The sequence below is a fragment of the Bradyrhizobium sp. CB3481 genome (assembly GCF_029714305.1).
Lineage (GTDB): Bacteria > Pseudomonadota > Alphaproteobacteria > Rhizobiales > Xanthobacteraceae > Bradyrhizobium.
Genome location: NZ_CP121647.1, coordinates 7340171 through 7353242, shown reverse-complemented (window position 1 = coordinate 7353242; position 13072 = coordinate 7340171). Strand labels below are relative to the sequence as shown.

14 protein-coding genes are annotated in these 13072 nt (G+C 63.4%); 8 read left to right on the top strand and 6 right to left on the bottom strand.

Annotation, left to right across the window (positions count from 1 at the left end):
* Nucleotides 1-5: 5 nt before the first annotated feature.
* The 5 genes from cysW (at nt 6) to QA643_RS35540 (ending at nt 4836) form a co-directional block, all read left to right on the top strand.
* Nucleotides 6-974 carry a sulfate ABC transporter permease subunit CysW gene (gene cysW, locus QA643_RS35560; protein WP_283030308.1) on the top strand — a complete coding sequence of 323 codons (969 nt, stop codon included), beginning with the start codon at nt 6-8 and terminating at the stop codon, nt 972-974.
* Entirely contained in the window at nt 971-2020 is a 1050-nt protein-coding gene (locus tag QA643_RS35555) for a sulfate ABC transporter ATP-binding protein (protein ID WP_283030307.1), read from the top strand. Before cysW ends, QA643_RS35555 begins: the two co-directional genes overlap by 4 nt.
* 188 nt (nt 2021-2208) lie before the next feature.
* Nucleotides 2209-2706: a CAP domain-containing protein gene (locus QA643_RS35550; protein WP_283030306.1), complete on the top strand. Its 498-nt coding sequence runs from the start codon at nt 2209-2211 to the stop codon at nt 2704-2706.
* Nucleotides 2707-2866: 160 nt separating this feature from the next.
* Entirely contained in the window at nt 2867-4042 is a 1176-nt protein-coding gene (locus QA643_RS35545) for a DUF3734 domain-containing protein (RefSeq protein WP_283035040.1), read from the top strand.
* Nucleotides 4043-4047: 5 nt separating this feature from the next.
* Nucleotides 4048-4836 carry a 3-hydroxybutyrate dehydrogenase gene (locus tag QA643_RS35540; RefSeq protein WP_283030305.1) on the top strand — a complete coding sequence of 263 codons (789 nt, stop codon included), beginning with the start codon at nt 4048-4050 and terminating at the stop codon, nt 4834-4836.
* A gap of 167 nt (nt 4837-5003) precedes the next feature.
* On the opposite strand, the gene QA643_RS35535 is transcribed toward QA643_RS35540, so the two are convergent.
* The 3 genes from QA643_RS35535 to QA643_RS35525 form a co-directional block, all read right to left on the bottom strand.
* Nucleotides 5004-5834 (bottom strand): sulfite exporter TauE/SafE family protein, encoded by an 831-nt coding sequence (locus QA643_RS35535; protein WP_283030304.1) that lies wholly within the window; start codon nt 5832-5834, stop codon nt 5004-5006.
* Between the two features lie 256 nt (nt 5835-6090).
* On the bottom strand, nt 6091-7473 hold the full coding sequence (locus QA643_RS35530) for an oligosaccharide flippase family protein (protein ID WP_283030303.1): 1383 nt from the start codon (nt 7471-7473) through the stop codon (nt 6091-6093).
* Between the two features lie 375 nt (nt 7474-7848).
* Nucleotides 7849-8196, bottom strand: coding sequence for a hypothetical protein (locus QA643_RS35525; RefSeq protein WP_283030302.1), 348 nt, complete (start codon nt 8194-8196; stop codon nt 7849-7851).
* A gap of 240 nt (nt 8197-8436) precedes the next feature.
* Here QA643_RS35525 and QA643_RS35520 point away from each other — a divergent pair, with 240 nt between their 5' ends.
* A complete protein-coding gene (locus QA643_RS35520) occupies nt 8437-8643 on the top strand; it encodes a hypothetical protein (RefSeq protein WP_283030301.1) in 207 nt (68 codons plus the stop codon).
* A 295-nt stretch (nt 8644-8938) separates the two neighbouring features.
* On the opposite strand, the gene QA643_RS35515 is transcribed toward QA643_RS35520, so the two are convergent.
* Nucleotides 8939-9775, bottom strand: coding sequence for a protein-disulfide reductase DsbD domain-containing protein (locus tag QA643_RS35515; protein WP_283030300.1), 837 nt, complete (start codon nt 9773-9775; stop codon nt 8939-8941).
* 136 nt (nt 9776-9911) lie between these two features.
* Between QA643_RS35515 and QA643_RS35510 the strand changes: the two genes are divergently transcribed.
* Nucleotides 9912-10562, top strand: coding sequence for a YqgE/AlgH family protein (locus QA643_RS35510; RefSeq protein ID WP_283030299.1), 651 nt, complete (start codon nt 9912-9914; stop codon nt 10560-10562).
* 123 nt (nt 10563-10685) lie between these two features.
* On the opposite strand, the gene QA643_RS35505 is transcribed toward QA643_RS35510, so the two are convergent.
* A complete protein-coding gene (locus QA643_RS35505; protein ID WP_283030298.1) occupies nt 10686-11570 on the bottom strand; it encodes a TauD/TfdA family dioxygenase in 885 nt (294 codons plus the stop codon).
* Between the two features lie 115 nt (nt 11571-11685).
* The gene (locus QA643_RS35500; RefSeq protein ID WP_283030297.1) at nt 11686-12465 is read right to left on the bottom strand and encodes an SDR family oxidoreductase; all 780 of its coding nucleotides are present in this window, start codon (nt 12463-12465) and stop codon (nt 11686-11688) included.
* 86 nt (nt 12466-12551) lie between these two features.
* Between QA643_RS35500 and QA643_RS35495 the strand changes: the two genes are divergently transcribed.
* Nucleotides 12552-13067, top strand: a complete 516-nt coding sequence (locus tag QA643_RS35495) for a GNAT family N-acetyltransferase (RefSeq protein ID WP_283030296.1) — start codon at nt 12552-12554, stop codon at nt 13065-13067.
* Nucleotides 13068-13072 lie beyond the last annotated feature (5 nt).

Genomic DNA, 13072 nt, shown 5'->3' with positions numbered 1-13072 from the left:
GGTCGATGTCGACGCAAACAAGCTTCGTGACTCCGGCGACCTCGCTGCGGGCCTATGCCTCCACGGCAGACCTTGCGATTTCTCCGCCGGCCCCGCGCGCGGCAAGCGACCGTGCGCGCCACGCGGCCGCCTCCAAGGATCTGCGAAGCGAGCCCGGGCCGATCCGGTTCATCATCATTGCGCTCGCCCTTTCCTTTCTCACGATCTTCGTCGTGCTGCCGCTGGTGGTCGTGTTCGCTTCGGCCTTTTCCAAGGGCATCAGCGCCTATCTTGCCGCACTTGCCGAGCCGGAGGCGCTGTCCGCGATCAAGCTCACGCTGCTGGTGGCGGCGATCTCGGTCAGCCTAAATCTGGTGTTCGGGGTGATTGCCGCCTGGGCGATCGCAAAGTTCGATTTTCCCGGCAAGACCTTCCTGATCACGCTGATCGATCTGCCCTTCTCGGTCAGCCCGGTGATCTCGGGCCTCGTCTTCGTGCTGCTGTTCGGCGCGCAGGGCTATTGGGGCACCTGGCTGCAGGCGCACAACATCCACATTCTGTTCGCGGTGCCGGGCATCGCGTTGGCGACGATCTTCGTCACCTTTCCGTTCGTCGCCCGGTCGCTGATTCCCTTGATGCAGGAGCAGGGCACGCAGGAGGAAGAGGCGGCGGTCTCGCTCGGCGCATCCGGCCTGCAGACCTTCTTCCGCGTCACCCTGCCCAACATCAAATGGGGCCTGCTGTACGGCGTCCTGCTGTGCAATGCGCGCGCCATGGGCGAGTTCGGCGCGGTGTCGGTGGTCTCGGGCCACATTCGCGGCGAGACCAATACCATGCCGCTACTGGTCGAGATCCTCTACAATGAGTATCAGTTTGTGGCCTCATTCGCGATTGCCTCGTTGCTGGCGATGCTCGCCCTGATCACGCTGGTGGTGAAGACCGTTCTCGAGCAGCGCCTGGACGAGGGGCAAACCCCAAAGGACGATTTAAAGTGACCATCGAAGTCAAGAACATCGTCAAGAAATTCGGCTCGTTTGCCGCGCTCGACAATGTCGATCTGAAGGTCGGCAAGGGCGAATTGCTGGCGCTGCTCGGTCCATCCGGCTCGGGCAAAACGACGTTGCTGCGTATCATCGCCGGCCTCGACTGGCCGGATGCGGGCGAGGTGACGATCGACGGCGAGGACGCGCTCGGCCACGGCGCCAGCGAGCGCCATGTCGGTTTCGTGTTTCAGCACTACGCGCTGTTCCGCCACATGACGGTGTTCGAGAACGTTGCTTTCGGTCTGCGCGTGCAGCCGCGCGCCGTGCGCAAGGACGAAGCGACGATCCGCGCCCGAGTCAAGGAACTGCTCGACCTGGTGCAACTCGACTGGCTGGCGAGCCGCTATCCGAGCCAGCTCTCCGGCGGCCAGCGGCAGCGCATTGCGCTGGCGCGTGCGCTTGCGATCGAGCCGCGCATCCTCTTGCTCGACGAGCCCTTTGGCGCGCTCGACGCCAAGGTGCGGAAAGAGCTGCGGCAATGGCTGCGCTCGCTGCATTCGGAAATCCACGTCACCTCGATCTTCGTCACCCACGATCAGGAAGAGGCGCTCGAGGTCGCCAACCGCGTGGTGGTGATGGACAAGGGCCGTATCGAGCAGATCGGCACACCCGGCGATGTCTATGACAATCCGGCGACCGCGTTCGTCCACGGCTTCATCGGCGAGTCCATCGTGCTGCCGGTGGAGGTCGCCGGCGGCTCCGTGCATCTCGGCGGCCGGCCGCTCAACATCGCCGCCGCGGGCGTCGCAGCTGGTGCGTCAAAACTGTTCGTCCGCCGCCACGACATGCAGATCGGCCCCGCCGGAACCGGCTCGCTGGAGGGCGCGGTGCGCCATGTCCGCTCCTTCGGCCCGATTCAGCGTGCAGAGGTCGCCCTGACGGATGGCGACGGCAAGACCGTGATCGAGATCGATGCCCCGCGGGACCGGGAACTGCAGGCCGGCGAGATCATCGGCCTGCAGCCCCGCCGCTACCGGATTTTCGCAGCCCAGGAATAGTGAGGCCGTCATTCCGGGGCGCGAAGCGAACCCGGAATCTCGAGATTCTCAGGGGCGCAAGGGCGCCCCGTAGCTCGATGCTGCGCATCGCCCCGGAATGACGGCCAAATAATTCCCCGTTCACCATTCAGCCACGGTTGGTATGCAACAACGGCCATCCAGCCTTAGGGGATTCGGGGGATTTTTCGGTGAAACGGGCCACAACCGCCATTATCGGGCTCTTGCTGCTTGCCGGCTGCGCGGGCGACGTCAAGCTGCCGGAGCAGCCGTCGATGTATATCGACATGTCCAAGCCCGGCGCCACCCTCGATACGGCCGCCGCCGCGATCATGATCTCGCAATACCGTCAGAACAACGGCCTCGGCACCGTGGTGGTCGATCCGGAACTGACCCGGCTCGCCGAGCAGCAGTCGCAGGCGATGGCCGCCCGCAACAAGATGGACCACGACGTGAAGGGGCCGCTGGACAAGCGGCTGAAATCCTCCGGCTACCCGGCGACGCTCGCGGTCGAAAACGTCTCGGCCGGATACCACACGCTGGCGGAGGCCTTCTCCGGCTGGCGCGACTCGCCGCCGCATAAGGCCAATATGCTCAAGAACGGTGTCACAAAATTGGGCATCGCGGCGGCCTATGCGCCAAACACCAAATACAAGGTGTTCTGGACGCTCATCCTTGCATCGACCTGAAGGCAGGGCCCGCGAGGTCGTCGGCCCCTCACAAGGCGATAAACTCGGCGTGATCCTTGCTTCGATCTCGCTGATTGACGCGGCCGCGAACTGCCGCCACGGTGCCGCGGTCATTGTCCACTAGCCGGCGGTCACGATGGATTCTCTCCATACGGTCACCATGCATTCTTCCGACGCGGCACCGGCCACCACGCCGGCCATGGCGCAGCGTGTGCTGGTGCTGCAAGGCGGCGGCGCGCTCGGCTCCTACCAGGCGGGCGCCTTTCAGGCGCTGTGTCGTTCTGGATTCGAGCCGGAATGGATTGCCGGCATTTCGATCGGCGCCATCAATGCAGCGATCATTGCCGGCAACGACAACTCAACGCGCGTCGATCGGCTCAAGGAATTCTGGGAGATGGTATCGTCGCCGGTGTCGTGGAGCCCGGTGACGCCGGGCGATCGCGCCCGCTCTTTGTTCAACGAAACCAGTGCGGCGCTGATCGCGACCTTTGGCGTCCCCGGCTTCTTCACGCCGCGTGTTCCGCCGGCGCCGCTATGGCCGCCGGGCAGCCGGCAGTCGCAGAGCTATTATGACACCGCGCCCTTAAAGAAGACGTTGGAGCGGCTGGTTGACTTCGATCGTATCAACGATCTGAAGACGCGGCTCAGCGTCGGTGCCGTCGGCGTGGCTTCAGGCAATCTGAAATATTTCGACAATTTCGAATTCAGGAAGCTCGGCAAGAAGATCGGGCCGGAGCACATCATGGCCTCGGGCGCGCTACCGCCGGGCTTTCCCTCCATCGAAATCGAGGGCGAGCATTATTGGGACGGCGGCATCGCCTCCAACACGCCGCTGGATTTCGTGTTGGGTGAGGAAACTAACCGTGATCTCCTGATCTTCCAGGTCGACCTGTTCAGCGCGACCGGCGACTTGCCGACATCGCTGCTGGAAGCCGCCGAACGCGAAAAGGACATCCGCTATTCCAGCCGCACCCGGATGGCGACCGACAAGAACAAGCAACTGCACAACGCGCGCAAGGCGCTGCGTGAACTGCTCGGCAAGTTGCCCGATGAGCTGAAGAACGATCCGTCGGTGGAAGTGCTGTGCAACGCCGCCAAGGAAAACACGGTCACCGTCGTGCACCTGATCTACAAGAGCAAGAATTACGAAACCTCGTCCAAGGACTACGACTTTTCACACGTCGCCATGGTCGAGCACTGGAACGCGGGCGTCCGCGACGTTCATCAGTCGATGCGTCACAAGGACGTGCTGGAGCGCCCGCAATCCGGCGAGACAATGATGGCTTACGACATGTCGGGGGATACTCCCAAAACCCCTGGCGCCAAGCAGGAGTGAATGCAATGACAACGTTAAAAGGCAAAACCGCCGTCGTGACCGGCTCGACCAGTGGCATCGGATTGGCCTATGCGCGCGCTTTCGCGGCCGCCGGCGCCAATATCGTGCTCAACGGCATGGGCGTGCCTGCCGATATCGAGCGCGAGCGCTCGGGTATCGAGACCGATTTCAAGGTGCGTGCCGTGCATTCGCCCGCCGACATGACCAAGCCGGCCGAGATCGCCGAAATGATCGCGCTCGGCGAAAAGACCTTCGGTTCGGTCGACATCCTCGTCAACAACGCCGGCATCCAGTTCGTGTCGCCGATCGAGGAGTTTCCGCCGGAGAAATGGGAAGCCATCATCGCCATCAACCTGTCGTCGGCGTTCTACGGCATCCGCGCCGCGGTGCCCGGCATGAAGAAGCGCGGCTGGGGCCGCATCATCAATACGGCCTCCGCCCATTCGCTGGTCGCCTCGCCGTTCAAGGCGGCCTATGTCTCGGCCAAGCACGGCATCGCCGGCCTCACCAAGACGGTGGCGCTGGAGCTTGCGACCTTCAAGATCACCTGCAACTGCATCAGTCCCGGTTACGTCTGGACGCCGCTGGTCGAGAAGCAGATTCCCGATACGATGAAGGCGCGCAACCTGACCAAGGAGCAGGTCATCAACGACGTGCTGCTCGAGGCGCAGCCGACCAAGGAGTTCGTGACCTCGGAACAGGTCGCGGCACTGGCGCTGTTCCTGTGCAGCGATGACGCCGCGCAGATCACCGGCGCCAATTTGTCGATCGACGGCGGCTGGACCGCCGCGTAGCGAATTCGCAAACGCCGTTGCCCCTCATGGTGAGGAGGCGCTCTTGCGCCGTCTCGAACCATGAGGCCAAGTCGGGCCCGCATCCTTCGAGACGCGGCGAAGACGCCGCTCCTCAGGATGAGGGTTCGTCATCAGGGCGTCTGCCGCTTGGGAAGCCCGCCCTGTTTTTAGTGCGTGAAGCTCCGGGCGGCGGCTGCGACACTCTCCGTCGAAATCTGCAGCTCGCTGAAGGCAAGCTTGCTGGCGACCAGGATCAGCACGGTGGCCAGCAGCAGGCGTAGTACGGCCTCCGGTACGCGAACCGCGCAGTAGCTGCCGATGATGATGCCCGGCAGCGAGCCGATCAGCAGCACGCCCATCAGCGCCCAGTCGACCGAACCCAGCGCCCAGTGACCGGCGCCGGCGACCAGCGTCAGCGGCACGGCGTGCGCGATGTCGGAGCCGACGATGCGCGCCATCGGCAGGCGCGGGTAGAGCAGCAGAAGCGCGGTCACGCCGACGGCGCCGGCGCCGACCGATGAAATCGAAACCAGGACGCCGAGCGCCACGCCGACCGCGATAGTCGCGCGGCCGGTCGTCGACGCGCCGAGCTGTTCCATCCGCCGGCGGTAGCGCTCCATGATGGCTTTGCGGAAGATCAAAGAGGTCGCGGTCAGGATCAGTGCAAAGCACAGCACCAGATTGACCAGGCTGCGCGCGGTCTCGCTGTCGAGTTCGAGCTGCCACAGCATCAGCAAAGTGACGATGCTTGCCGGGATGCTGCCGCTGGCAAGGCGGATCACCGCCGGCCAGTGAATGCTCCGCGCCAGGCCATGCACCAGGCTGCCGCCGGTCTTGGTCGCCGCGGCGTAAAGCAGGTCGGTGCCAACAGCGGTCGACGGGTGAATGCCGAACAACAGGATCAGCAACGGCGTCATCAGCGAACCGCCGCCGACGCCGGTCATCCCGACCAGAAGGCCGACGCCGAATCCCGATGCAACGTAGAGAGGATCAATCATTTCCAAATGTCAGATCGTTGATTCCATGGAGTATATAGCAACGCTGGCGTGGGCGTCCCGATTGGCCCGGATAACAATGTTTTATGCTGGTGCCAGAGTGCGTCGATATTTTCTCCATTGGGCCGCTCCGGCGATGGCAACGTCCTGCGGCCTCAAATGTGGCGCTCCCAAGGCATCGCGAGCGCTGGCGGAACGCGCCGGCGACCATCTGTTCCCCTCCTAAAAGAGGCGGTCGAAATGTGACGCGATTGCTGTCCTATTGCTCGTTCGGTGCGCGCTTGCCGAACGCCAGCACGTGGAGCCCGAGCCGCCGGCGCACGATCCCGAACAGCAACACGGTCTCGAACGCCAGCGAGATCGAGGTTGCGGCCGCCGCACCATGGCCGCCGAAGCGCGGTACCAGAATGACGCAGAGCACGACGTTCATGACGAAGGCGAGCGCATAGGCCAGCGCGCAGATGTGCTGGTGGCCGAGCATGTTGAGGAGCCGCTCGACCGGGCCGATCGCCGCGCGCACCAAAAGGCCAACGGCGGCAATGAACATGATGTCGTAGCCGACCACGAATTGCGGCCCGAACAGCCACAACAGCGGCTTGCCCAGCGCCAGCAGCAGGATAGTGGCAGCCAGCGACGGCCAGAACGTCCACTGAATCGCATGCGCCACGTAGGCCGACAGCCGCGGCTTGTCACCTTGCGCATGGTACTCGGCAAAGCGGTGCGCCGTCGTCGCCGCCATCGCGTAGTGAATGAAGGAGACCAGCGCCAGCGTCTTCACTACGGCGAAATAGACGCCGACTTCTTCTGACGAGCGAAATTGCTGCAGCATCAGTACGTCGGTATAGGACAGCAGCAAATAGAATCCTTCCACCATCAGGATCGGCAGCGAGACGGCGAGCCAGCCGCGGAAGTCATAGGCCTTGGGGCCGGGCTCGACATGACCGCCTAGCCTGCGGTTGAGCACGACCATCTGGCCGATCATCGCGATCCACACCGCCGCGGCGCTCGCCAGCATCGCGGCGGTGGCGCCAAGATTGAAGCCGAGCACGAAGGCGCCCGCGGTAAAGCCGACGATCAGCGCCTGCCGCACGACGAATTGCGGCATCAGGCCGAGCTGCATCCAGTCATGCGAGCGGGCGATGCCGTCCTGGGTATTGGCGACGACAAAGGCCGGCAATGTCAGGCAGCCGATATAGAGCGGAACGATCGCGTTACCGTCGATCCACGGCGACAATCCCTTCACCGCGCCGGCCAGCAGCAGCGAGACGATGGAGGAGACCGCGAAGGTGATCCAGCGGCTGCCGGAGAGGAAGCCGCGCAGTAGCGCATGTTCGCCGCGGGTCCGGTACTCCGGAATGATCTTCTGCGCGGATGCCGAGATGCCGAAATCCATCATGCTGCCGAGCAGCAGCACCCAGGTCCAGACATAGACATAGACGCCGTAATCCGAGCCGCCCATCCAGCGCGCCAGCAGGATCTGCGAGACATAGGCGAGCGCGGCGCTGAAGACGCGAATGACGAAGATTGTGCCGGCCAGGCGCCGCGTGACCGAGGCCTCATGGGAGCCGCCGAGCAGGGCACGTAGGCGTCCGACCACGCCGGAAGGCGAGGCGGTTGCGGATTGTGTCTCGATCACAGCCACAAGGATGCATCCCCGAAACGCGCCGCGAGGCGGCGGCGATGGCCGGATGTATCAACCATTCGTTAAGATTCGGTTGGATGGGGGAGCTGTTCCATCGAGCCGCTGCAGGTGGGATTCCGCGCGCTTCGCCAGACGCAAGAGGCGCTGGCGGTGGTCACCAGCGAAGTTTGGCGCTCGCAACAGGCGTAGACAATGCTCGATTACCCGGCGCTCGCTTTCGAGCAGGAACGCTCGGACGCTCGGGGGCAATTGCTGGAATATGGCTGCTTCGGACGAATGCTGGGTCTGGATCGACCGGCTGGACATAGTCGGATGATGGGATCGCGGGCCCGATGCGGTCTGCGATATCAACGCAAGCGCATCGGGCTGATCGGCTCAATTGGCGGACAGTTGCTGCGTGCCCTGAGGCCGCCGCGTTGGCCCGATACCCCACTGCTGTGTCGGGGACAGCAGGAGGTCGGTCTTGAACGCGTTGGTGTTCGCGTCCCACTTCATCCAAGGTATCGATTCAATGTAGGGAACCGGCGGTAACGTGATGGGAGTAGCAGTGCCATTGAAAGGCTGCCGGACATGTGGACTGTCCGTCCCCCAAGCCGCCAGCGCCGGCATGGTCAGTGCCGCGCCAATGGCAATTGCCATCAATCGTCCCTTGAAGGGTCGATCCGCGGCGGTGTGTTTGCTCATCTCCGCCCGAGCGGAGACAATGGTGTGATCAGCGATCATCTCATCCTCCTATCGTTCGAAAACTGATCCACGCGATTGTTGCGAAGCTCATTGCGAACATGAGCCAATCCAGAACCAGCGCTGCGCGTTTGCGCGGCGTTCCCTGAACAGACGCGCTCATCTCAGGCTCCCTACTCATCCATCCTTTCTTGTTTGGCGAATACCGTGCCTGGCTTTCGGCCCGGCCGCATTCCAAAGCACACCGTGCGACGTCAAAGCGCCTCCGGCGCGGAAAGCGATTTGGGTGTACCGAAAATCGCGTTCAAGAGGTCGACTGAAAAATTTTTCACAGGCGGCGACGGACGGCTGCCCATTCTCGCTGCTGCAATGATGGCGCAAAACGGCGAAGGTCCCCAGGAACAAAATGGTCTGGCCATCGTTTGTTGCGGCGGAGCCATCGCCCGCCGTTCACAACGGCGCCTGTCGCGGATAGCCAAAGGTCGTTAGGACCCGCCGTTATTCAACACGCGCGCTCGCGCGGATAGCCAAAGGCGGTGGCTGCCGTCTGCTCGAATCCGATCCCGTCCCGGCCTTGAGATGGATGACCCAAGCGATTTGGTGCTGGCGATGATGGGGCTGGTGATAGCTGCCGTCATGCTAGTCGCAGGCGGGCTCTATCTCATCCTGAACCCCGATCCCCGGCCTGTCCACACGACACCTCCAGCCATGATGGCGCCGCCCCCGACTTCGTAACTCTCCGTTGGGGCAAGGGCTTCCAAAGTTAGGGAATGGGCGGAGGAAGTCAGTTCAAATTGACGTTGAATTCATAGGCCTTGTCGCCGCCGACCAGCGTCAGCTTGAGCGCGGCGCCATCGGGGCTGGCGCCGGGGGGCAGGCCGTCGAGCTCGAAGGTAAAGCGTTTGACCCCAGGCTGGCTTTGTTCGACCAGCCGCGGCACCGGCAGCGCCCAATCGGGCGTCGGCCCTTCGACGAACAGGCTGACCTCCTTGGCCTCCGGCGCCGTGACGTCGACCAGCACGCTGTTCTTTCCCTCGCGCTTGACGTCGCGGATGGTCAGCGGAGTGGGGTCGCCGACATTGGCGGGCTTCGGCACCGCATTCAGCGCGTCGGACAGCGTGCCGTCCTCGGTGCTTGCCACGCTGGCAAAGGCAAGTTCGGCATGGGCTTCGACGGGAATGCAGATCTTCTCGCAGACCGCGTAGCTGATATTGGCCCGCAGCGTCACCGGCTTGTCGGCGCTCTTGGCGACGATGCGGAGCGGCAGCACGACCTGGTGCTTGTATCCCAGCGCGGTGCCGCCAGCGCCGTCGTCGAATTTCTTCGGCGCCGGCCACAGCACCGTCACGGCTTCGACATTGTCGGATTTGGAGAAATCGAAGCGGGGCGGGACGCCGGAATCGCCGGGCGTCCGCCAATAGGTCTTCCACCCCGGCTGCAGCTGGATGGCGACGCCGCCGAGCAGCACTGTGCCGCTGCGCGAGCCAGCCAATAGCCGCAGCGCGGAATGCGCGTCGCGTTGCCACGGCGAGGCATCCTCGGCGCGAACTTCCGACATCGCACACGCAACGCACAAAGCGGCAGCGCCGATCGCGGCGCGCAGGGGAACCATAGGGATCATGGCACGTCTTTACAGGCAAGTTTCGCCGCAAACCATTGAATTGCGTGTGATCGTTCGGCGAATGAGGCCGCAAGCTTGATTGACAGAAACCGCCCCCGATATCAGGATATGAACCCTGCAAGAGAGGCTTTTGCGGATGAGCCCTGAAGGCAAGACACCGAAGTCCGCCCGCCGCAAAGCTGCCGGGATTGGCGATGGCTTTTCCGGCGAAGGCTATCTGGACGGCCGCCTGCTGATTGCGATGCCCGTCATGGGCGATCCGCGCTTCGAGCGATCCGTGATCTACATGTGCGCCCATTCGTCGGAAGGGGCGATGGGCATCATCGTCAACCGCCCGGCCGGCAGCATTGATTTTCCGGGGCTTTTGGTCCAGCTCGACATCATCCAAAAGGCCGACCAGATCAAGCTGCCGGAGAACGCCGAGACCCTGCAGGTGCTCAAGGGTGGCCCGGTCGATACCGGCCGCGGTTTCGTGCTGCATTCCAGTGATTTCTTCATCCAGGATGCAACGCTGAACATCGATAACGGCATCTGTCTGACGGCAACGGTGGACATTCTCAAGGCGATCGCAGAGGGCACCGGGCCGAAGCACGCGATCCTGGCGCTGGGTTATGCCGGCTGGGCGCCGGGCCAGCTCGAGAACGAGATCCAGCACAATGGCTGGCTGCATTGCGACGCCGATCCGGATCTGATCTTCGGCGACGACGTCGAGGAAAAATACCAGCGCGCGCTGCGCAAGATCGGCATCGATCCCGGCATGCTGTCAAACGAAGCTGGGCACGCGTAGCTAGCCGTCGCGAACACGGTAGGGTGGGCAAAGGCGCACTTGCGCCGTGCCCACCATCCATCCAACCCTGTTCTTGAGAATGGTGGGCACGCTTCGCTTTGCCCACCCTACGACACCGCTTGCTTACTCCGCCGCCTGCTGCACCGTCGGCTCGGTACCGGCGACGGTGGCGCGGCGCATGTCACGGGGCTGCGACTGGTCGTAGCGCCGCACGCGGTGCATGGTCTGGCGGTTGTCCCACATCACGAGATCATGCAGCGTCCATTTGTGGACGTAGACGAATTCCGGCTGCGTGGCGTGCTCGGTGAGATCGCGCAAGAGCAGCCGCGCTTCCGGCATGCTCATGCCCTTGATGGCGCCGGCATGCGAGGACAGGTACAGCGACTTGCGGCCGTGCACCGGGTGCGTGCGCACCAGGCGCTGCAGCACCGGCTTGAACATCTCCTTTTCCTCATCGGTGTAGTCGAGGAAGCCGAGCGAGCCGCGCGAATACATCAGCGAGTGCTCGCAGATCAGGTCCTCAATCTCGGCCTTGGTCTCGTCGTCGAGCGCGTCATAGGCCGCGCGCATGTCGGCGAATTCTGTATTGCCGCCCTTCGGGTTGACGACGCGCGCCGACAATAGCGAGAACTTTGCCGGGATCGGCCGGAACGAGCTGTCGGAATGCCAGAGGCAGTTGCCGAGATTGAACAGGTGGGCGCGGCTGTCGCGGGCGAGCGGCTTGCCGTCCTTGCCGAGATTGGAGACGTCGTTCAGCCCGGTGGCGAGCCGATATTCGTCCTTCTTCACGATCGTGCCGCCGCGCGCTTTTTCGCGCTCGCCGAAATTCAGCGCAAAGGCCAGCTGCTGCTCGTCGGTGATGTCCTGGCCGTGAAACACCAGCACGGCATATTTGTCCATGGCGGCCTCGACTTCGGCGGCCTGCTCCCTGGTCAGCGGCACGCGCAAATCGAGGCCGGAAACCTCGCCGACAAAATATTTCTGCAACTGACGGATGGCCAAGGCCATGGCGCCTCTCCCTGCTGCGTTGCTTTTTCCGAAAGGCTACTCCCGGGCCGCGCGATGTCAACGTTATCGGTTCTGTCGATGATGCATGGCCTCGTGTCCCGGACGCAGGTAGCGCTCACGCATTCCGCGCCATCAGCCCGCCGTCGACCGGGATCACCGCGCCGGTCAGGAACGAGGCGGCCGGCAGGCATAGGCTCAGCGTCATGTGCGCGACCTCTTCGGGATCGCCATAGCGGCCGAGGGCGGTGCGGCGTTTGGCGTAAATGGTCTTGTGCTCCTCGGAAATCCGCTCGGTGATCGCGGTGCGGATCGGGCCGGGGCAGATGCAGTTCACCGTGATGCCCTCGCGGCCAAGCTCGACGGCGAGCGAGCGGGTCAGGCTGGTGACGCCGCCCTTGGCAGCGGAGTACGGGCTGTGCAGCGCGGTGGCGCCAAGCGCCTCGGTCGAGGCGATATTGACGATGCGGGGCGATTTCGACTTGCGTAAGTGCGGCAGCGCGGCGCGGATGATGCGGGGATGTGCTGTGAGCATCACCGCCAGCGCCCTGTCCCAGGCGGCATCATAGCCGTCATCGTCGATCGCGACGCGCACGGAGATGCCGGCATTGTTAATGACGATATCGAGCGCGCCGAAATGCGCGGCGACCTCGTTGACCACCTTGGTGATGTCGCCGGCATTGGCGACGTCGAGCGTCCATGCTTTCGCAGAACCGCCTCTCGATGCGATCTCGCTGGCAACCGCCAGCGTGGCTTCGGCATTCAGATCAGTGACCGCAACGTGGGCGCCCTCGGCCGCGAACACCAGCGCGGTGGCGCGGCCCATCCCGCTGGCGGCGCCGGTGACGAGAACGGTCAGGCCTTTGACCGAGCGGCTGAGCTGTTTGAAATCCGACATGGCGGGATCCGGACAGAGATGCGCGTTGCAGGATTGACAAGGCTGGCACCGATCCGCAGACAGGTCAAACGAAGCGAGGTGCAGACGTGATCGACATTGGCGCGCATATACGTCGCCTGGAGCCGGCTGATGCAGCGCTCTACCGGGAGATCCGGCTGGAAGCGCTTTTGAATGATTCCGCAGCGTTCGGAAGCACGTTCGAACGAGAAAGCGCGCAGCCACTATCGTGGTTCGAAGCGGCCATCGGCCGCGCGGCGATCTTCGGCGCGTTCCTGGACGGCAAGCTCGCCGGAATAGCGGGATTTTCTGCGCAGGAAGGTTCAAAGCAGGCGCACAAGGGCATGCTCTGGGCGATGTATGTTCGAAGCACGGCGCGCGGCACGGGCGTTGGAAAACAGCTTGTCGCCGCCATTCTCGACCATGCGCGAGGGCGCGTGGAGATGGTTCAGTTGACCGCGGTGAGCGAGAATGAAGCAGCGTGCCGGCTCTACAAGGCCATGGGCTTTGTCGAGTACGGTTATGAGAAGCGCGCCCTCAAGCAGGACGGACGATATTATGACGAATTTCTGATGGTCAAATTCCTCGACGAAGGCTCAAATTAGAAACA